Origin of the sequence: Leptolyngbya sp. Heron Island J, from assembly GCF_000482245.1 — a bacterium.
In the GTDB taxonomy this organism is placed as follows: Bacteria; Cyanobacteriota; Cyanobacteriia; order Phormidesmidales; family Phormidesmidaceae; genus Leptothoe.
Genome location: NZ_AWNH01000060.1, coordinates 155,646 through 175,998 on the forward strand (window position 1 = coordinate 155,646; position 20,353 = coordinate 175,998).

Annotated in this window: 21 protein-coding genes; 7 read left to right on the top strand and 14 right to left on the bottom strand. The window is 49.1% G+C overall.

Features of this window, described 5'->3' with window-relative positions:
* Nucleotides 1–34 precede the first annotated feature (34 nt).
* Together N836_RS56935 and N836_RS56940 are read right to left on the bottom strand one after the other, a co-directional pair.
* Entirely contained in the window at nucleotides 35–946 is a 912-nt protein-coding gene (locus N836_RS56935; protein WP_023073796.1) for an RluA family pseudouridine synthase, read from the bottom strand.
* Nucleotides 947–995: 49 nt separating this feature from the next.
* The gene (locus tag N836_RS56940) at nucleotides 996–1,415 is read right to left on the bottom strand and encodes an HHL1-like protein (RefSeq protein ID WP_023073797.1); all 420 of its coding nucleotides are present in this window, start codon (nucleotides 1,413–1,415) and stop codon (nucleotides 996–998) included.
* A gap of 130 nt (nucleotides 1,416–1,545) precedes the next feature.
* Here N836_RS56940 and rarD point away from each other — a divergent pair, with 130 nt between their 5' ends.
* On the top strand, nucleotides 1,546–2,436 hold the full coding sequence (gene rarD / locus N836_RS56945; protein WP_023073798.1) for an EamA family transporter RarD: 891 nt from the start codon (nucleotides 1,546–1,548) through the stop codon (nucleotides 2,434–2,436).
* Between the two features lie 230 nt (nucleotides 2,437–2,666).
* Here rarD and N836_RS75350 read toward each other — a convergent pair whose 3' ends face one another.
* Nucleotides 2,667–2,930: a hypothetical protein gene (locus tag N836_RS75350; RefSeq protein ID WP_081716905.1), complete on the bottom strand. Its 264-nt coding sequence runs from the start codon at nucleotides 2,928–2,930 to the stop codon at nucleotides 2,667–2,669.
* A 403-nt stretch (nucleotides 2,931–3,333) separates the two neighbouring features.
* Nucleotides 3,334–3,753: a hypothetical protein gene (locus tag N836_RS56950; protein WP_023073801.1), complete on the bottom strand. Its 420-nt coding sequence runs from the start codon at nucleotides 3,751–3,753 to the stop codon at nucleotides 3,334–3,336.
* A 524-nt stretch (nucleotides 3,754–4,277) separates the two neighbouring features.
* Between N836_RS56950 and ilvA the strand changes: the two genes are divergently transcribed.
* Nucleotides 4,278–5,798, top strand: a complete 1,521-nt coding sequence (gene ilvA, locus N836_RS56955) for a threonine ammonia-lyase, biosynthetic (RefSeq protein ID WP_031293175.1) — start codon at nucleotides 4,278–4,280, stop codon at nucleotides 5,796–5,798.
* Here the strand turns inward: ilvA and N836_RS56960 are convergent.
* The 4 genes from N836_RS56960 to N836_RS56975 all read right to left on the bottom strand — a co-directional run bounded on the left by N836_RS56960 (nucleotide 5,768) and on the right by N836_RS56975 (nucleotide 9,602).
* Complete coding sequence (locus tag N836_RS56960; RefSeq protein ID WP_235071118.1) at nucleotides 5,768–6,526, bottom strand: tryptophan-rich sensory protein; 759 nt, start codon at nucleotides 6,524–6,526, stop codon at nucleotides 5,768–5,770. The two genes, ilvA and N836_RS56960, sit on opposite strands and share 31 nt — an antisense overlap.
* A 312-nt stretch (nucleotides 6,527–6,838) precedes the next feature.
* Nucleotides 6,839–7,474, bottom strand: a complete 636-nt coding sequence (gene hpsU, locus N836_RS56965) for a hormogonium polysaccharide biosynthesis acetyltransferase HpsU (protein ID WP_023073804.1) — start codon at nucleotides 7,472–7,474, stop codon at nucleotides 6,839–6,841.
* On the bottom strand, nucleotides 7,474–8,415 hold the full coding sequence (locus N836_RS56970) for a glycosyltransferase family 2 protein (protein WP_023073805.1): 942 nt from the start codon (nucleotides 8,413–8,415) through the stop codon (nucleotides 7,474–7,476). The genes hpsU and N836_RS56970 overlap by 1 nt, the downstream gene beginning before the upstream one ends.
* A 242-nt stretch (nucleotides 8,416–8,657) precedes the next feature.
* Entirely contained in the window at nucleotides 8,658–9,602 is a 945-nt protein-coding gene (locus N836_RS56975) for a glycosyltransferase family 2 protein (protein WP_023073806.1), read from the bottom strand.
* 352 nt (nucleotides 9,603–9,954) lie between these two features.
* Here N836_RS56975 and deoC point away from each other — a divergent pair, with 352 nt between their 5' ends.
* Both deoC and hpsJ-B read left to right on the top strand, forming a co-directional pair.
* A complete protein-coding gene (deoC, locus tag N836_RS56980; RefSeq protein ID WP_023073807.1) occupies nucleotides 9,955–10,635 on the top strand; it encodes a deoxyribose-phosphate aldolase in 681 nt (226 codons plus the stop codon).
* Nucleotides 10,636–10,772: 137 nt separating this feature from the next.
* Nucleotides 10,773–11,555, top strand: coding sequence for a hormogonium polysaccharide biosynthesis protein HpsJ (gene hpsJ-B, locus N836_RS56985; RefSeq protein ID WP_023073808.1), 783 nt, complete (start codon nucleotides 10,773–10,775; stop codon nucleotides 11,553–11,555).
* Nucleotides 11,556–11,595: 40 nt separating this feature from the next.
* On the opposite strand, the gene N836_RS56990 is transcribed toward hpsJ-B, so the two are convergent.
* From N836_RS56990 to N836_RS57000, 3 genes are read right to left on the bottom strand one after another with little or no spacing between them, the layout of a single operon-like run.
* A complete protein-coding gene (locus N836_RS56990) occupies nucleotides 11,596–13,044 on the bottom strand; it encodes a protein adenylyltransferase SelO (protein ID WP_023073809.1) in 1,449 nt (482 codons plus the stop codon).
* A 58-nt stretch (nucleotides 13,045–13,102) separates the two neighbouring features.
* Complete coding sequence (locus tag N836_RS56995; protein WP_023073810.1) at nucleotides 13,103–13,402, bottom strand: DUF3593 domain-containing protein; 300 nt, start codon at nucleotides 13,400–13,402, stop codon at nucleotides 13,103–13,105.
* Nucleotides 13,395–13,691 (bottom strand): DUF2499 domain-containing protein, encoded by a 297-nt coding sequence (locus tag N836_RS57000; RefSeq protein ID WP_023073811.1) that lies wholly within the window; start codon nucleotides 13,689–13,691, stop codon nucleotides 13,395–13,397. The genes N836_RS56995 and N836_RS57000 overlap by 8 nt, the downstream gene beginning before the upstream one ends.
* Before the next feature lie 120 nt (nucleotides 13,692–13,811).
* Here N836_RS57000 and csaB point away from each other — a divergent pair, with 120 nt between their 5' ends.
* From csaB to N836_RS57015, 3 genes are all read left to right on the top strand, one after another.
* Nucleotides 13,812–14,888, top strand: a complete 1,077-nt coding sequence (gene csaB / locus N836_RS57005) for a polysaccharide pyruvyl transferase CsaB (RefSeq protein ID WP_023073812.1) — start codon at nucleotides 13,812–13,814, stop codon at nucleotides 14,886–14,888.
* A 180-nt stretch (nucleotides 14,889–15,068) separates the two neighbouring features.
* Complete coding sequence (locus N836_RS57010; RefSeq protein WP_023073813.1) at nucleotides 15,069–16,379, top strand: hypothetical protein; 1,311 nt, start codon at nucleotides 15,069–15,071, stop codon at nucleotides 16,377–16,379.
* Between the two features lie 226 nt (nucleotides 16,380–16,605).
* Entirely contained in the window at nucleotides 16,606–16,833 is a 228-nt protein-coding gene (locus N836_RS57015) for a hypothetical protein (protein ID WP_023073814.1), read from the top strand.
* Between the two features lie 135 nt (nucleotides 16,834–16,968).
* On the opposite strand, the gene hetR is transcribed toward N836_RS57015, so the two are convergent.
* From hetR to N836_RS57030, 3 genes are all read right to left on the bottom strand, one after another.
* Nucleotides 16,969–17,895: a heterocyst differentiation master regulator HetR gene (hetR, locus tag N836_RS57020; protein ID WP_023073815.1), complete on the bottom strand. Its 927-nt coding sequence runs from the start codon at nucleotides 17,893–17,895 to the stop codon at nucleotides 16,969–16,971.
* Nucleotides 17,896–18,148: 253 nt separating this feature from the next.
* Nucleotides 18,149–18,391, bottom strand: coding sequence for a hypothetical protein (locus N836_RS57025; protein ID WP_152532181.1), 243 nt, complete (start codon nucleotides 18,389–18,391; stop codon nucleotides 18,149–18,151).
* A 114-nt stretch (nucleotides 18,392–18,505) separates the two neighbouring features.
* Nucleotides 18,506–20,302: an FAD-dependent oxidoreductase gene (locus N836_RS57030; RefSeq protein WP_023073817.1), complete on the bottom strand. Its 1,797-nt coding sequence runs from the start codon at nucleotides 20,300–20,302 to the stop codon at nucleotides 18,506–18,508.
* Between the last annotated feature and the right edge of the window lie 51 nt (nucleotides 20,303–20,353).

The following is a 20,353-nucleotide window of genomic DNA, read 5'->3' on the forward strand; positions in this document are numbered from 1 at the left end:
TGATAGTAGCGGTAGAGCGAACCTCTGTGTATCTCTACGTTACTAAACATGGCGGTGGTTCACAGGTGAGGGTCATGGGTTTGCCGGTCGGATGGATGAATGAAAGCCGATGAGCATGGAGCCAGTAGCCACAGTCGCCAGGAATAGCTTTTCCGTTTGGGTGGGGCTGACCACCAGCAACATAAAGCGGGTCCCCCAGGAGTGGATAGCCCAGAGTCGCCAAATGAATCCGAATTTGATGGGGTCTACCGGTGAGGATGGTGACATCCAGCAGGGTGGCCTCGGGCTGGCGCTGGACTACACTACAGTCGCTGTGGGCGTCGAGGCCATCTGGTTTTGCCCCATAGATATGTCCTAGCTGAGGATAGGGAATTTTGCCGATGGGATGGGTAATGCTGAACTGATCAGGCAGGTCAGCCGCTGGGCCGATCAGGGCGCGATAGGTTTTGCCAAAGCGATGCTGGCGCATTTGCTGACTCAAGTGGGCACGGGCCGTTTTGGTTTTGGCGATCATCATGATGCCTGAGGTGCCCCGACCCAGACGATGGATGGGAGCTGCGGTTGGGTGGCGTTGCCGGACCTGCCACAGAAGCGTGTGTTGCAGGAAATTGCCACCGGGGAGGACGGGTAAGCCTGAGGGTTTGTTAACCACTAGCACCACGTTATCTTCGTGAATAGTGGTGATATCAAGGGGAACCGGAGGCTCCTGCCAGGGGGGCCGGTGGTAGCTAAGATTTTGCCCAGGTTTAAGCGGTGTATCGGCTGCTATGGGCTGGTTATTTAGAAGAATCTGGCCTGTTTCGATGCGAGTTTGCCAGGTGGCGCGGTCTGAATGGCGGTAGCGATGGGTGTAGTAGTCGAGGACGGTGGCGGGTGGATGATTTTTGGGGATGCGATCGCAATATACCCAGCCATCATTAAAAGTCGCAGGGTGAGTAATGTTCACCCTGCGAGGACTGACACATTGTTTAAAGGGGTCTGTTTTGTCCAACTAGTTACCGCTTAAACAATCCAGTTACGCTATTTTTCACCTGGTTAGCAATCGCCTGAACACCACCAGCCATGCCTGGTTTGGGTGGTACAGCTATGGTAATCGGCTCATCCTTAAACGCTTTGACTCGGTAGCCATATTCCAGATTAGTCTTATTCTTCCGCAGGATTGGATAAATCCGAAACGCCCCCTGGAGCAAGTCTTCTTCACTAGCAAAAATTGCTCGATCAATATCAACAGAGCGCTTCACCGCGATGACACCAACTGGGTACCACTGCTTTTTGTCCTTGATGCGAATGTGGACCTCAAATTCAGGATCACCAGAAGCCCGTCGCTCATCCATTTCCTTAGAGGCTTCCTGACGGCGTTTGGTGCGCTCAGACACCTGGGGTTTAGGTTTAGCTTTGCCAAATCCGGTAGCCATAGGAATACCTCTTAGAGTGATTATTTATTAAAAGTTTACATCTTTTTAATTATAGAACCCTATCAATGTGGTGCATGGTGGTCACAATCAGTAGCTGTTAGGGTTAAATGCGCTCTACCGGCATACCGTCTTGAATACCAACTTAAATCCAAAAACAGGTTCACTTTATGCATTTCTTGCCTACGGGTCTTGGGGATTACTCCCCATTTATTGGAAGTTTTTTAAGGCAGCCTCACCCATCGAAGTGCTGAGTCACCGCATGGTGTGGTCGCTAGTGTTTCTGGGGCTAATCTTGACGCTGCAACAGCGATTATCAGAACTGCGCAAACTACCGCGACGTCAAGTACTGGCGCTATTGGCAACAGCTTTGCTGCTGAGTTTTAACTGGGGGTTGTATATCTATGGTGTGAATACAGACCGGGTTGTTGAAACCAGCCTCGGTTATTTTATCAATCCGTTGGTGTCGGTCATGCTCGGGTTTGTTGTCCTGCGAGAGAGACTCTATCGCGGGCAGCAGATAGCTGTCGTGATAGCTACCCTTGGTGTGGGCTACTTTATCTGGCAGTTTGGAGCAGTGCCCTGGATTGCGCTGGGTTTAGCCGGAACGTTTGCGCTATATGGATTGTTGCGCAAAATGGTAGCCGTGTCGCCAATGGTAGGGCTAGCGGTGGAAACTGCATTGATGACACCCGTGGCGCTGTTGATGATTGCTTATTGGGGGGCAACCGGGACCGGCAGCTTTGGCAACGGTCTTGGACTGACATTATTATTTGTTGGTGCGGGTGTTGCAACATCAATGCCGCTGTTATGGTTTAATAATGCTGCAAAGCGGCTGTCGTTAGCGACGTTAGGGTTTTGTCAATATATCGCCCCGTCGATACAGCTCATGCTAGGTGTGTTTTTATATCAAGAACCGTTTACCCAAACACATCTAGTGAGCTTTAGCTTCATTTGGACAGCCTTGTTGATCTATTCAAGTTCATCTTTGTTACGGCCAAAATTGACATCTATGAAGTCGTGATAGGTTGTCTGTTCAGACGCTTTCTCATTCTCAAACGTAGGTTGGGTTGCGCCTTACCCACATACTAAAAATTCTATCGAGATTGTTGTAAACACAACATTGCTGTACCCAAAAAGAACAATTGTGTATTAAGACCATTGATTAGCATCAGATATTGGCGGTGAACTGTTATGGGTTGGCATGTTGGGTTACGCTGACCGCTAACCCAACCTACATCTTGTTGGCTATAGCTAGAATCGTCGTACCAACATGCTGATTAGCTCGTCAGGTTGGGGTCTTAAGATCAATCGGTTTTCGGGTACTTCGATGAGGGGGCTCCACTGGCTGATTTCTACGTAGCGTAGATTGTGCAGCAGGTGGATGGTCTGACGGATATGGTCAGGGTGACCGAGCAAAATATGGCGGATGGACCCGCTGGGGGGTAGGCTGCTGGAAAAGTCGGCAGGCAAATTGGGCGGCACTGGGGTGCCAGATGGGGAAGATGAGAAAGTCATAGGGGCGTTTTCCTTTAGATGTTGGGCAATTGACCCACGAAACGACAGGGAGGAAATGCCCCCAAAAAGATAGCCACCCTGCAACTAAACTCAGGGTGGCTGTAAAATGCTCACAGCTCACCAACTGGGTAAGACAGTTGGCCGGGTTAGCGGGGTGGCGGTGTTGGTAGCACTGCCATCTCGCGCAGCTAAATTTTTGGGTGCGGAAAGACAGCTGTTATCAGTTGCCTAATGTGTAGGCTATCAGGCACAGATTGTTGAGTCAAGCAGGCCATAGCCGGTCTTTTGTTCCCGCATACATTGCCAAAAAATTAGTTAGGGCAGTGCATTGTTAATGCACCTTACGGTTTCTCGGAGGATAGTCAGCTCCTAATAGTCATGGTCTTTCGACGTTTTGGGTAATTTACTCTCGTACCTGCTCAACAATCAGCTGTCCGTCTTCTGACCAGTAGGAATAAGTACCCGCTTCAAAATCCCACTCGCCGACAAACTGCAGCGATGCGCCAGTGTCTGTCCATTCAAGGCTATGACCATCCCGCACAAAATCAAGCGAGTCGCCACCATAAAAAGTACCCTCACGGTCATAGATAGCGATATTGCCGCTCATGTCACTGCCTTGACCGGGCATAGCTGGAATAAAGTGATAAAGCTTAGGGTACGTGATTACGACTTCGTACTGACCGGTGGGATCGGCAAATCGGTCATATTCAACCTGCGCTATCAATAGATAGAGCACACTCACGGCCAGGATGACGCTGAGAAGGATGAATCCACCCAATGCGATCGCAACACCGATCAAAAATTTACGTAAAAAGGACCTCATCTTGATCGTTACTAAACGACTTGAGAAAAGATGCACCCTATTCCAATACAAGATCCTGTATTGATCTACAGATCCTAGAGGAGAGATTTCGAAAAGAATATCAACTAATTAGGTCAGCGACCCCTTCGACTCCGCTCAGGGAGCGCTGGCTGGGAAAGTTGGTAACTCCGAAGGGGAGAACTTGCATTAGGCTGGCCCATGTCCATAGGGCTATACGGCTCCGCTCAACCAGTTAATTTAGAGAAGGTGAGGGCTGAGGCTTCGACGGTGAGGCTTCGGCGTGAGCTCAGTCGAACGCTCAGCCGAACCGCGGAGTCGTTCGCGAAGCGTCTCCCACGGAGATAGCCCAGATTGATGGATAGTTTTGTTCATTCACTTACTAATCCAGTTGCGCTTTATAGCTGCAATGATTTAGGGGTTCCTGGTAGAGCGGTATATTTTGTAATGGGTCATGTCAATCCCCCGCGTTTCTACGGTTCAGTGGGCGGTACCCATGGTCCCAGTGCCCATTGTTTATGCTCCCCATGCACGCTGATTACCTCAAACGCATCCTCAACGCCCGTGTCTACGACGTTGCCCAAGAAACAGCCCTCGAAATTGCACCCAATCTATCCAAGCGTCTGGGGAATCAGCTGCTGCTAAAGCGTGAAGATATGCAGTCAGTATTTTCCTTTAAGCTGCGGGGTGCCTATAACAAAATGGCCCAGCTGCCACCGGAAAAATTAGCCCGTGGTGTAATTGCAGCCTCGGCGGGTAACCATGCCCAGGGGGTGGCCCTGGGAGCACGGCGGCTATGTACCCGTGCCGTTATTGTGATGCCGGAAACCACCCCCGAAGTCAAAGTCAATGCGGTAAAAGTTCGTGGCGGAGAAGTTGTCCTCCATGGTGAAACCTTTGATGATGCCTATGCCCATGCCCGTCAGTTGGAGGCCGAAAAGGGCATGACCTTTGTGCATCCCTTTGATGACCCAGACGTAATTGCCGGCCAGGGCACTATTGGTATGGAAATCCTACGCCAGTATCAACAGCCCATCCATGCAATTTTTGTTGCCATTGGTGGTGGTGGTCTAATTTCTGGCATTGCAGCCTATGTCAAACGGCTGCGACCTGAAATTAAAATTATCGGTGTGGAGCCAAAGGATGCGGACGCGATGTACCAGTCCCTGAAGCTGGGGCAGCGGGTCAAGCTTTCCCAGGTGGGTCTATTTGCTGATGGCGTAGCAGTGAGCCAGGTGGGAGAAGAAACCTTCTGGCTGTGTCAGCAATATGTGGATGACATTATCCGGGTGGGCACCGACGATACTTGTGCAGCTATCAAGGATGTGTTTGAGGATACTCGCTCAATTGTGGAACCGGCTGGGGCGTTGGCAATCGCCGGAGCTAAAGCTTATGTCAAGCAAACTGGCATTAAGGATGAAACGTTGGTGGCGGTGGCCTGTGGGGCCAATATGAATTTTGACCGACTGCGGTTTGTGGCCGAGCGAGCTGAGTTAGGGGAACAGCGGGAGGCGATTTTTGCGGTGACGATTCCAGAACAGCCGGGCAGCCTTAAGCGATTTTGTGAACAGATTGGTAAGCGTAACCTGACGGAGTTTAACTATCGTATTGCTGACCAGGCTGAGGCTCATATTTTTGTAGGGCTGGAGATTTGCGATCGCGACGATGCCATTGCCATGAAAGACCAGTTTGAAGCCAACGGCTTTAAAACTTTGGACCTTACCGATGATGAACTCACCAAAATGCACCTGCGCCATATGGTCGGTGGTCATTCGGCCCTTGCTAAAAATGAACGGCTATACCGATTTGAGTTTCCTGAGCGGCCCGGTGCCCTGATGAAGTTTGTCAGCTCCATAAGCCCCAACTGGAATATTAGCCTGTTCCACTACCGTAACAATGGCTCTGACTATGGCCGGATTGTTGTTGGTATGCAGGTGCCTTCGGAAGAAATGGACGAGTGGCAGGCATTTTTAGAAACCCTTGGCTATCGCTATTGGGAAGAAAACGACAATCCGGCTTACCAGCTTTTTCTGGGAGAGCGACGATAGACTAGCAGACCCACTAAAATTGCGGCTGTGATCAACGCCGGTATCCAGATGGTGGGCAGAGTTGGGTGTCGTTGAGCAATGGCGATGTCTGCCCAGATAAACACTAGCGTAAAGGGGAGGTCCCGTCGTTTGACAATGGCTAGGGCAGCAATCAGATTGGCGATCACAATCATGATGGCAGTCCAGGTGGCTCCTGATAGTCCTAGATCTTGTTTGCCAGATGCATAGATAGCCGAAGCGATATTGACCACGGTCGCCACGGAAATCCACGCTAAATAAATACTAACGGGGCGATTTACCCAGCGTTTACGACGGCTGTTTGGAGGATGCTGGCCTTCTTCTAGTTCGCTGTAGGCCGCAATGAGTGCTAATAAAATCACTAGCATCGCTACCACCGATAGCCAGTAGAGCTGGAGCGTAAACAGATAAATCCAGGCTATCTGGGCGACACAGGCAATAATCAAACACCCGTTAATCCGTTTAATTAATAGCTGATTGCGGTATTGGCGGCGAGACTGGTGCCAGGCATAGGCAATCAGTCCGACATAAATCACACCCCAGATGCTAAAGGCATAGTTAGCGGGGGTGATGAGCACACCACCAAGGGGACCGTTGGCCAAGTCGGCGACGGTATTGCCATCAATTGGAAAAAAATTTGACAGGGTATTGATCACTAGAGTGCCAACAATGGCTACCCAGGTTGCGATCGCCAGTGTTCTATCCCCCATCCGTCCCATCGTGTCACCTACAGTCTATTTCGTAATTGTGACGTTTCTTGCCAATACTGACCAGGTGAATTTGACACAAGGCCTATGAAAACTAATACAGGTGCTATAAAGCACTAAATTCCCTATTTCCAGAGGCCGGAAAAGATTTTTGACCCTAAATGCAAAGATGGCGACTATGCTGTTTCGACAACGTATGTTGCATATTTCAGCGTCAAGACATGCCATGCATTTAGAACAACTAATCATTTATGCAAACACGGAACCCTGTACAGAAAGGTCAAAGCCCCAGGGATTGTTATCGTGTAGTCTTAGTTATTCAGCTTTGATCACCCTGGGCTTTTGAGGACGACAGGGTGAACCAACACAAATATATTGAGCTGGCATATCCTTGAAAACGCTACTGCGAGCTCCGATTAAGGCGTTGGCACCAATTCTGACACCCGGTGCAACAAAGCAATCGGTAGCTATCCAGGCTCCGTTTTCAATCACAATCGGAGCAGTCATGAGTGCAAAGCAGGGGTCGTTAATATCATGACTGCCGGTGCACAGGTAGGATTTTTGAGACACAACACAGTGCTGGCCTAAGCGAATCGGAGCCAAGCTATAAAAGGTGACGTCTTCTCCTACCCAGCTATAGTCACCAATTTCGACTTTCCAAGGATAGGTAAAACGGGCTGATGGACGAATAACTACATTTTTACCAACCTTGGCACCAAAAAGCCTGAGTAAAGCAGAGCGTGGACCATGGGCGGTATGCAGAGTGAGAGGAAATACCACGGCTTGTACCAACCACCACAGCATCACGTACCACTTAGGACGACCAACATCAAAGCCGGGCTGATGATAGCGACTCAAATCGACCAGGGATGGCGGACCAAAATCAGTATCAGGCTGTGGTTGAACGTTAGTAAATGTGCCAGAAGAAATGTTAGACGTGCCGTTAATCATTAAACATCACCTACCAAAGCGGCTTTGGGATTTTCCTTAGTTTTGTCTTTATCAGTCAGATTGAGGCTGCCGCCAAACTGCAATTCATAGAGTTTGACACCAATTTGATATTCATACTGACTGAGCAGCCGTCCGTAGATATAGCCGGGATATCCATCCAAAAAACCAAGGCGAATAAAATAAAACAGCACAAACCGCAGAAATGGTTTGAAAGGTAAACGGACCCAGATTTTTTTAAAAAATCGCTTGCGTTGAACAGAGTCGCCAAAAAGGTTGGCCCCAATGGTGCCATCGTCTCCCATGCCGGTCAGTAAGTTGTAGTATACTCGTGCTTCCCAGTTGGAGTAGCGATTGTGGCGAGCCAACCAATGGAACAAATCACGAAAATCGATATGGAGCATATCGTTCTTGAGATAGCCGACATTACCGCCTTCAATCACGACGTGCTCATGGACTTCGTTATCCCCGGTATTTTGAATTTCTTCGGTATTTAGATTCTCGTAACGGCCTTTGACATGGCGGAAAAACCGCATGTTCCAGTCAGGATATTTACCGCCGTGACGAATCCACTTGCCTAAAAAGTACACCCGGCGATTGAGATAGCAGCCGTCTAATGTATCGGCTGTAATCACCTCTGCCATCTCTGTCCAAAGTTCAGGGGTAATACGTTCATCACAATCGACAATCAGTACCCATTCGTTACGAAACGGTAGATTATCTAGGGACCAGTTTTTTTTCTTGGGCCAACGTCCGTTGAAATCAAACTGAACCACATGCGCACCATAGGATTCTGCAATCTCAACCGAGCGATCTTCGCTATGGGAGTCCACTACAAAGACCTCATCTGCCTGAGCAACGCTTTCTAGACAAGCGGGCAGATTGGCTTCTTCGTTTTTGGCAGGAATTAGTACAGAAACCGGAACTTTGGTGGCAGTGCTCATGGCAAATGGAAATCTAAATAAACGGTAGATAGCTATTTGAAACGCAGATATTGGGGAACGTGCTCCAGGCAACATCTTCGTTGCAACCAGATTTCGCTACAAGCGGTTAATCCATCATTGAGTTAATTTGCCGTTACTAATTCAGAAGATAAACCGATCTGTTAGAAATGCCATACATCAGCATTTTGCAGATGAAATCATAGTTCAGTTCAGCAACGGCTTCATTTAATTATGGTGTCATGCTAAGCAGATGACTTAGCCGATTTGTAGGGTTTTACCAAATATCGTAGAACACTACCTAAATACCCTAGTTGACCGTAGGCATAGGCTAAGTTCTCAAATCGTTGGGCTGGGTCGTTAACATATTTAACGGTTTTGTAGACACCGCGCACAAGTCGTTCACCTCCCCATTTTAGTTGGGCAACACCAGCACGCCCAGACACTTGTTCACGGTAGCATTCACTAATACCCTGCCACCAACTGCGGCTTAAAAACCAACCGGGCTTAAGGCGGGCTGGGGATACGTTATGGGCGGCTAAGGCGTCGGGCACATACACTACATGCCAGCTGTTTTTTAGGGCTAGCTGGGTCATGTGTAGCTCTTCATTGGAGAGCAGGTTTTTGCCAATCCGCCCCAGGTTAACGTCAAATCCGCCTACGGAATCGAGAAAGGTTTTGCGTAGAGAATAGTTGAGGCCGCGAGGGGTGAGATTTGGATTTTTGATGTATTGGACTTGATTGCCGAGATCATAGGCCCCTAATCCACTAGCTAAGTCGTCTGATAGCCAGGCGGGTGGACGGTGTACCCCAGGGGGCCAGAGTAAGGTAACTTTGCCTCCTGCGATCGCAACCTTGCTATCTTTCTCATACACCTCCACCAGTGAGGCGAGCCATTGAGCACTTGCGATCGCATCGTCATCAAGATAGGCCAGAATATCCCCATTAGCTGTGTTTGCCCCAGTATTACGCGCCGTTGAAAGCCCCAATGTGGGCTCATACACGTAGCGTAGTCGCGGGTCTGATAACCGTGGCTGGACTACTTCTGCTGTGGTGTCGGTTGAGGCATTATCCACCACGATGACTTCAATATCCTCAAGTGTCTGGGCCAGCAAACTATCGATAGCGGCCCCCAAATATTGATCGCGATTGTGGGTGCAAATAATGGCGGAAATAGATAGCTCAGCCATAAAAATCTTGAATACAAAAGAGCAATATCAAAAAAAGTAGCGAGTAACGCTATGACAGGAATAAAAAATTAGACAAGCCGGTGCCACCGCCGGTATAGATATCAAATAAGAGTTAGTAGTACACCCGTGAAAAGAATATAAACTCGTAAGGCCAGCTGTATGGAATACATCTGTACAAATGAGCTATGGGGCTCTGCTCAAAATTCCCGATTCACGATCGATGTACTCATTAAACTTTACTGAAGTTATGCAATTGAGTCTTAGATATCAAGTTCTGTTTATGTAGTCTTCAAACGTATAAAGTCTCCTTAGTTGGTTATTCTTCTGCTCCTAATCTGATATTTTTGTGCCTATGAGTTTTGACCCTGATATTGATCTGGCTCCATACATTGATCATTCTCTACTGATACCCACGGCGACCCTAGAGCACGTTGATCACTGGTGTGCAGAGACCCAGCGCTATGGATTTGCCAGCGTTTGTGTATATCCCGTCCATGTTAAACGTGCGGTTGAGAACTTGCATGAAAGCCCGATGGCTGTCAGTACCGTCATTGGTTTTCCTACGGGGGCTGATACCTCAGCTAGTAAACTCTTTGCTGCCCAAGAAGCTACCGAAAACGGTGCTACCGAACTCGATGTGGTCATTAATCTTGGCTGGGTTAAATCGGGTCAGTTAGAGCAGGTCCATACAGAATTGGCCCAAATTGTCGAAGCGACAGGGCAATCTGTAAAAGCAATTCTGGAAATGGCCCTGTTGGATGAGTCTGAAAAAAGGCTGGCGGCAGATGTCTGTATGGAAGCGGGGGTGAGCTTTCTGAAGACCAGCACAGGGTGGCATGGTGGAGCGACTGTCGAAGACATCCGTCTGCTTAAACAAATTGCCCGTGGTCGGGTTGGCATTAAGGCCTCTGGCGGTATTCGGACTCCTGCTCAAGCGATGGCACTGATTGAAGCAGGGGCCACACGTTTAGGTACCTCCCGTGGGCCAGATATCTTACGGCAGCGGACCGCTGAGCCTCAGCTGACCGATTAAAATAGCCACGCTGCCTGGCATACACCCATTAGAAACGCTCAAGGATTAAAAAAACTGCATATTTTTTCTAGTGATTTGCCCTCAACGGTAACTCTGTCGGGCACTATTAAGTATGATGTAGCACTCTGTGACCACACATGACTCCCTCTGCTCAATCGACGGGTAATGCGCCATCCCCCATTGCCGCTCTAGCCCTCAAGCTAGTGGGTGGCATCACTATTTTGGCCGCCTTAGTGGATTTTTTGGTGCTACTCCTACCTCCAGATTTACTTAACCGTGCTTGGCAAATTAGCACCACTACACAGCTAGTGGATCGTGGCATTGTGCCTCTGGTTGGTATTGCTTTGCTATTCACTGGTTATTGGATTGATAGCTATGTTGCTGGCAAACGCGGTCGTGCCAATCTGATGCTAGATGCTCGCTTTTGGACCTGCATTTTGGCGTGTATCTTGGGACTGATTTTTGCAGTTCTCACTCCAATTCATATGAATAATGTGCGTCTCCAGAGTAGAGATGCGCTGACTCAGGTGTCTGAAGAGGCTAGTGAAGCGACAACTCAGTTAGAGCAACGCTTGAATGCAGAGGTGACTCAGCAACGCGATCGCATCAGTACCTTACTGAGCAATCCTGATCAAATCGATCAGCTAGTGGCTAGCGGTAATGTCACAGAGGAGCAGGCGGCTCAAATTCGACAGTTTGAAGAGAATCCAGAATCACTGGATGAGTTTCTCTCGGGTCAAGCTTCTCAGTTACGCACACGTCTGGAAACCGAAATCGGCACCCGGCGTGAAGAAGCAACACAGCGTGTTCGTTCTGAAGCCACCAAAGCTAGCATCCGGATTTCCTTAAGTAGCATTTTGCTAGCCATCGGCTATATCGGTATTGGTATCAGCGGCGTCAGACGACTTCTGGCTATTTAATCGAGCGATTTTTAATGTAGGGCCGTTCCATGGAACGGCCCTACCTGTCGTTGAACGGTTGCTGAATTTTTGCCAGTAGCTCATAAAACGGTTGCCAGTTATCTTCAGCCACAATCGGCTCCCAAATAGCTTCAATTTCAGGTCGTAGTAAAACAACTATAGGATTACTCTGACGTAAACAGTCAGCGACCTGGGTGATTTCAGTTGCTGATAAGGTTGCTAGGCAGGTGTGATAGTGCAGTCGCCAGGCCTCTAGCAGTGCAGCGGCATCATCATCAGACTTGTCCATAGTTGTCTGTAAAATTTGCTCTGGCCCGTTACACCAGTGCTTGGAAAATTGTCCTGTGAGCCCCGAAAAAAAGTCGTGATACCGTACATGGGTGTTTTCCAGTAGCTCCAGGGTAAGCCGCAGTAGTTCATCCCCTAGCTCCGATTGCAGGTCTCTGAAGCCCAATTTAGCCAGAATCCGCTGTTTATAAGCAGCATAGTAATGACTCCGATAGGACGCCAGGCCAGTTTCTAAATCTGATGCCGACATAATCAGCCCCAGCGGCTTTTGTAGCATCCATAAATTCCACTCACAGATTCGAGGCTGGTTACCGTAGCTATAACGCCCCATATAATCGAAGTAAGCGGCTGTAAATCGGGGATTAAACTCGTCCATAAAAGCATAAGGGCCATAATCGAAGCTTTCCCCAGTAATCGACATATTGTCGGTATTGAGAACGGCGTGGCAAAACCCTACGGACATCCATTGAGCTGCCAGTTGAGCTATCCGCTGTACTAGCTCAGCGTAAAACTGGCCATAGCGTTCTTGTGGATCCTGAATTGCCATTAAATGGGAGTAATAGACCTCGATCACATGGTCTATTAAGGGAGTCATCAAATCAGCACGACCCAAATAATGCAATCGCTCAAACGTGCCAAATCGAATGTGAGATTTGCTAAAACGTACCATTACCGAGGAGCGAGTCGGTGATGGCTCATCTCCTCGCCAAAGATTTTCGCCCGTTTCCACCAGAGTCAAGCAGCGAGATGTATTGACCCCAAGCGCATGTAACGCCTCTGAGGCTAGTACTTCTCGAACGCCTCCCTTCAGCGTCAGTCGCCCATCTCCATTGCGAGAGTAAGGTGTGGTGCCTGACCCTTTAGTACCAAAGTCATAGAGCACGCCATCGATGCCTCGCACCTGACCATGAAGAAAGCCTCGACCATCCCCTAGCATGGGATTGTAATCACCAAACTGATACCCGTGGTAACGCAGGGCTAGTAGGGGAGACCGCTGTTGAAACTGTCCAAAGGCTTCAATAAAGTCAAAGTCGTTGACGGTTTCTGGCTGTAAGCCCAATCGAGGTAGTAAATCGTCATTCCGAAACCGCAGAATATGCTGAGGAAAGTCGGCTGCGGTAACAATGTCGTAGTAGTCATTTCCTAGGGCCTCTACCGCAGGCTCATAGGTCAGATTTAGAAAAGGGTTCTCAGTGCTCAAGGTAGATTTTAGATATCAATGTCCTCAGCTTCAGTATCCAACAGCCAGTCAGGCTCTGCTAGGTATTGCTGCGTCTGGCTTGCTTTCCTTTCACGGCGTTTCTAAAGCCAAGCACGACCAAAATATTAGAGAGTGTGAGAAATAACTCAGCGCTGCCGTGGAGCCAATCCACATTGGCTAACTCCAAACCATAGATTTTCTGGGCATAAATGCCAGCTGGGATGGTGACGGCCACAAATATTAACAGCACATAGAATCCAATTAAAGCCAGTCGAGGCGTCTGGCCTGATTTGGTTAAGAAATAAAGAAATCCCAGATAGGGAAATAGGGAAACAGCAAACAATGTTTCTTTAGACACGGGCCTGCCTCCAGATGTGCCAGGCGGCTGCACAGACGGTGCAGTTGCCTACTACGGTCATAGTGGCCTGCAAAATAACTAGCCAGCTGAGATTGGGGGAATTATCAAACAAGTGCCAGGTGCAGGCACACATGGCGCTGATCAAAGCTGGTAGCATGCCGAATGATAGCCACTTCCAGGCGGACCAGCCGCTGACATCAGCAAACTGCCAGACAAAATAGATGGCGGCAATCCATTCAATCACGCTGGAGATGTGAACCATCCAGGTAGGTATCGAGAGAGCGTGCATAGGCGAAGAATGGCAATGGGCAACGAGCAGTAGTGGTATCCCCTGGTGGGTGCCTTGGGATAACCACGGGCACTAGTCTAAAGTAGATTCGGCGGGACAGTAAGGGGTAGCGTTATAAACATGCGAGCAGTGTTGTGTGGCTACTACGGCATGGGCAATGGTGGGGATGAGGCGCTGTTGGCCACATTGCTGCAGCTGTTGCCGAAATCGGTGACGCCGATTGTGCTGTCGGGTAACCCCCAGGAAACAGCACAGCGCTATGACGTAGAAGCCGTGCCACGTAAGTCGTTACCTGCTGTTTGGGCCGCTCTGCGACGCTCTCAAGTATTTATCTGGGGTGGTGGCAGCCTGATGCAGGATGCTACCAGTGCTATAAATCCGCTTTATTACGGGGGAGTGATGAAGCTAGCCCAATGGATGGGGCTACGCACCCTTGCCTGGGGGCAGGGGATTGGCCCTTTGCGACGACGTAGCAGCCAATGGTTTACCCGTTGGGTCCTCAAACACTGTGATGCGGTTAGTGTGCGTGATGGAGCCTCGGCTCGGCTGGTAACTGATTGGGGAGTTGATTGTAAATTAGCCCCAGATCCAGTGTGGGCGCTTAAGTCTTCTCATTTACCGGGATTTGCGGATTTGCCGGCCCCTCGCATTGCTGTTGTATTGCGGGCTCATCCTCACTTGACGACCGAACGATTGGCAAATTTAACCAAAGCGATCGCAGATTTTCAGACGGCTACACAGACCTGTGTGGTTTTGCTGCCGTTTCAACCGGCTAAAGATGGCGCGATCGCAACCCACATTGCCCGACATCTCAAAGGCCCTTACAAAATTATCGAGGTAGGCGACCCGGTGCAGCTCAAGGGTGTTTTTCGCGGGATTGAAATGGCCATTGCCATGCGGTTTCACGGAGTTGTGATGGCGGCGGCAGAAGGCTGTCGTTGTTTTGCCATCAGCTATGACCCTAAAGTCACCCAGATTATGCAAGAACTCTCGCTGCCGGGCTGGGGGATCTTGCCTGACACGCCACTACCGCTGATTCCCGATGATGCTTATGCTATGACCCAGCAATGGTTAGAACACTATGCCAATGGTGATGGCCTTAGCGATGTACAGGTGCGATCGCACGTTGACCGTGCCTTAATTCACAGGGCGCTGCTGCAACAAGTTATTGGTACAGATATTCGAGGTGCAGTGTAATTTCGAATCTCGTGTATTTTTTTAATACATTTTAATGATTGAAATATTGCCTATATATACTGAATTATCAGTAATTTTTGGTAATAGAGCCGACCCAATCAATTTTTCTGTGTTAACACTATGGGGAGATTGACGTAAGATGCCATCGTCTCCGCTTTGTTATCGCAGTGTTTCAGAATAATGTTCAACTTAGCCCAACAAGGCGATAGCCTGCCCGATAAGAAGAACATCACCCAGGGCATTTCGTCGCATGGGGCACAGTTGCCTACTGAAAAATCAGATAACAATGACTGGCAGACCGTCCATTTCCCCGGCACGGTCACTGTTGACCAACTCTCAGGGACACCCCCTAACTTGCAAACTAACGCTATGGATTCTTCTAGCACTCGTCAAAACAGTAGTATCTTTGAACCCGCTACTTCTGAGCAAACGACCAGTCAGCGCGAAACTGAGTTGCTCAATTTAGTACGCGACCTCAATGAATGCAACGATGTGCTGCTAGCTAAGGTATCTCAGTTAGAAGAGTCCTTGGAGCGATCGCAAGCGGCTCTCCAATCCGAGATTGATCGTGCTGATGGCGATCATCACGTTGGTGACCGTGAAATTGCGCAGTTAGTGACCGAATTAGAACAAAGCAATCAAGCGCTGCAGCATCACCAGATGCTGAATGAGACCTTACAAACAGAACTCACCGCATTTCGTGAACGTTCAGGACAGCTAGAGGCTGAACATAAGGCATTGCTGCGCCAGCATACTACTCAGGCTCAAGAATTACTGCAGGCTAACACTAACTGCCGTGATTTGAGGGCACGTCTACAGCGACAGCAGCGCTATACCCTGCAGTTTAAAGCTGCCCTCGAAAAGTGCTTAAGCATGGCACCAGAACCAACTACGAGTTCTAGTACTAGTGTGGATGCATCCAGCTTAGCGATGCCTAAATCTGATGAAATTCGTCCTTGGGACTCAACCCTGGGCAACACAAGACTTGATCCTCAGCTTGAATCTATGATTCGTGGTCTGCAAGGAGGAAATCAAACTGCTGCTCAGCCGTCTGATACTACCCTCATAGAAGCGGCAGCGGAAGATCAGCTCTGGCATGATTTAGCGCGAGTGATGGAGCCAGGTGAGGTGGCCGCTGAGGATAAAACACAGAATCTTGTTATAAATGAGCAAGAGTCTCCTCAGTTTACAGAGCCTTCTCCCTGGACCCGCGAATCGGATGGTGTGGTTAACACCGCTGATGACGATTCCTCAGAGAAAGTGTCGATTCCTTCTCAGCTATCTCCTCAGGCCAGTGAAATCCTTGCCCGTGTCCAATCCGCTCAAGTAGGCATGGTTAGTGATACCTATCTACCAGCGATGTCCGCCCAGAGTAGCCCATCGCCCGTGGTGAATCCCCTACGACCACAGAAGCGAATTAGTTCATTGTCTGCGATTGATTTACCAAATTTCCCCCGTCTAAAAAAGCAACCTCCTACCGCTAAGGCTTAAGCGGAAATTTACGCATAATTCCCTAAAATAAAAACTTTTTGTTGGCCAACTTAGGTTAGACTTTGTTAACTTCTGGTCAACATGTGTGAGTGACAAGCTCACTATTGCTTGCTAGCGCTGGTCTGCAGGTTTTTCTGGGCTGCTCTACAGGCAACTAGTTAATAAATAATCCTGCGGTTTACCTGAGCCCATCAGGTCGAGATTGCATCTTACTTATTTCGATAATATGAGCCCATCATCCTTAAAAACTGTTTTAGAAAGCTCTTCCCCAGACAAATCTGTTAGCGAAGCGCATATAGCTACAGCTATTGTTCATGTAATAGAAACTGCCCGTTCTCAAGGGCAGAGTTTGGATGATGTCATCACTGAATTGATGGCCGACGATGCATTGCTAGATTCCAAGAGTCGACATCTACTTGGAGATATCTTGACTCAAGCCTGGAATACTCTTTAAGGGACTGTGCAATGTCACTACGTTTCTTAATTATTACTTAAATTCAGACATACTGAGTGAGGAGTAAACGGTGCTGCTCACTCAGTATGTCTGAAATGATCATAAGCAACCAATCTTCTAGAAGATTGGCTTAAGCTAGCCATCAACATCTCCCATACCCAGGGCCATCTGTAAGACCATCGGTTCACCACCAGTCTGATGATATTTGTCGGCCCATTTTCGCAGGAGCAGATCTAGTTCGTCCAGTGCCTGCTGGCGATTCTCTGCGGGAATATCGAGAGATTCTAAAACTCTCATAGTCCCATCCTTACGAGCCACCCATTCGCGCATGATGCGAAAATAACGGGCTGTATCCTCAATCATGGTGTAGGTTCTTTCGGCATCATCCGTCGGGATGTAGGAAGCCCGAGCCAATGCATAGAAAGGCATTCCCCATGGAGAATCGATACGAGCTACAGTGCCTGAATAAAGTAAGCGACGCCGAATATGTTCTGCTAAAGCTTCGCTCAAGGGTAACTGTCGTCCGCTGGGGACAGACTCTTGGGAGCGAGCATGGAGAAACTCGATGAGCTCAGCAAACTGAAAAGAGGTGATCAACTGAGCCTCAGGTAAATTAGGCGGCAGCTTTTGCTCGATCTGCGCTTTTTCCTCTGATGTTAAATTGGTGCCTACTAACCTGGAGCGTCCGGATTCCCAGGGATATTGTTCGAGCCAAACGTAGGGAAATTGGATCAAATAGCGGGGCTCTTGTGCTCCCAGCATCTTGAGTAATTTGCCTTCGCTCAAAGCCTGTCGTACTTCCTCTACGATGGCTTTGACACGCTTTGGTTCAATATGGTGCAGATGTCCTGTCATGCGCAGGTTTTGTCCCTGCTCCATATAAGTTGTGTAGATAGCACATTTAGCTGCCGTGGCGGCAGCATCTAGAAACGCACCGTGGCGATGACCGCCAGTGCGCATAGCGCTGAAGGCAAGGTACATCATGATCTGATCAATGGCGCTGGGTTCCAGGCGTTTGATCAGATCGGTATCAGCAGTTATCGGTGATTGAACATTGGTCATGGACGCTTAGGGATAGACACACGCTGATAGAGCGGATAGAACTTGTTGATCAAATCTTTGTGGAACTAGGCTACCTCAAGAAGACCAATTATTCTTGATTTGTTCGGCTCAGAGAAGGGATTTTTCATAGTGATAGCTAATTTCATCGTTAGCTTGTAACGGTTAGCGTAAAACTTTTTCTGATTAATATCTATAGTTCTTTATTTGGCCCTTTGCTGAAAAAGTTTACTTAGAGTACAGTTAGGAGTATCGCTTAAGCACTTAAACGACCGCTACCACGATAGGCTTGATCGACGGTATCATGGTTAAAGCGTCCACTGCCGCGATAAGTTTGTTCAGTGCCAATGCGTCCACTGCCGCGTTCCATGTGTTCTGTTTGGATGCGTCCGCTGCCACGCTCACTTAGCAGCAAGTTAGGTGCAGTAGTTGCCAGGGTTAGAAGGCTGAAAACGCTGATGGTGGCAGCAACTGACATTACCGGTAGAGAAATTCTCATGGGTCAGAAAATGAGTAGTATTGCTACTTTCTGATTACATGAAATTAATAAATAACTCAGGAAAAACTGTGTGAAAAAAATGTGGATGGAAGCTTAGATTTTCAGTGTTGCCTGTTACATTTCGTCAATGACTTGGACATGAGTCACTAGAACCCAGTCACCGCCCGCATTATGGATTCCCTGCACGTTAATCTGACTATTGTCGTCGAGCTGCATTAATTGGTCTGCTGCCCAGGGCTCAATTGCAACAAGATTCATAACTTTTGTGCGATCGCTAATTTTATAGAGCAGTTGGTGGCTGTTATCCTGGCGCTGCTGATACTGACCGCAAAAAGTGCTGGTGCCCTTGGCTGCTATCGATGGTGTTTGTTTTAAAGAATCTGTAAAGCCACTAGGGGGATAGGTCTCTGGATGGCCCAAGTATGCTAGTTGTCGCACTAACCACTGCTGATCGTCGGGTAGTAGATCAAAGCACGGTACGAGCATGGCTGGGGCATGGGTGTCCTGTAGCAGGCATTTTTGCAGGTTCTGCACGGATAGTTCTCGTGGGTTGCATGCTTGTTGTACACACAGCGCCGCTGCTGCTCCAGCGGCTTGCCCAATGCCCAGGACAACAGGCTGTAACCGAGTGGCACCGTTGGCAATATGGGTGATGGAAATATTTTTATCACAGGCTAATAGGCCATCAATCTTAGCTGGAATCAGTGCTCTGTAGGGGATGGTAAAAGGGGTGCCGGTCCAGCGTCCTCCCCAACGGATAGCTTTAGGGGTAAGGGGCATGGTGAAGCCAGGGTAGTGATGATCGTTGGGGTAGTTACCGATTACGATCGCATCCACCACTCCTTCTGCATTCAATGGCAGCGGTGCCACCTGTCCCCCAGGCATAGGTAGAATATCCAGCTCACTCACCGTTGCCAGCCCCACCAACCGTCGACTCTCACGGTAGTAAGGATAAAGTGCAAACCCGCCACCGCCCGGAGTTCCCTCCAGCTCAGGAAAAATATTCTCGGCTAAACCATAGCGTTGTCCCAGATTAGCTTGGATAAAATGAGCAAACTCTTGACTGTGATTTTTAGCCTCTTGCCAATAGGCATACCGGGCTGAATCTGACTCAATCAGCCGTTCGAGACCTACACCGTAGTCATTTCCCTGCTGCGGCCAGTTGATCATAAAGCGATTGCCCGGCAGTCGCCCATAGTTGAGAAATTGAGTTGGACCGTAGCCCTCCCAAGCACCCATAAACGAAGCCTGCGACCCCATTGATGGAATCAACGGTGCTGTAACTCCTGCGCCATAGTCCTGCATCACTACCACCCAAGTGGGGGACTGGACTGGATATTTCTCAATTACCGGCAACAGTGGTTCGACGGCATCATTCAGGGACTTGGGGGCACTGGGTTCCTGCCACTGGTTTTGAGTTTCCCAGCCCCAACGATAGGGCACCTCTCCCAGCGCTAGTAAATCTCCCAGCTCAGTGCCATCAAGGGTGATTTGAGCCTCTACGATAAATGGATCAAACGCTACCCCTGTAATCCGATTCCCTGAGCGTAAAACCTCGCGAGGGTGATATCCCCAGCGCCAGGTCAGATTGGGGAGTGCTGCGACCCAATCCGCAAAAATGCTTGCACCGACTGCTGGTTCATAGGTGAAGAAACTTACCCAGCCATGGTGCAACCCACCGGGCTGCCGTCGTTCCAGCTCTCGTAAAAACGCGCCCCAGAGACCAGTCTGAAAGGCAGCTAGCTCATTGCCATCCGGAGCCGTGACTCCAGCAGCAGTCAGCATACCCCCAAGCCAGGGCCACTCGCTGACTAACATGACCTGAACACCCAGCCGGGCGGCCTGGATGGCGGCTGCTGTACCGCCTGTGCCGCCACCAACGACTAAGACTTCGGTAGTAAGTTGTTCCATACTGCGGTGAGTTTGAAATTAGTCGGCCTTAGACATTTCCGGGTAAATGAA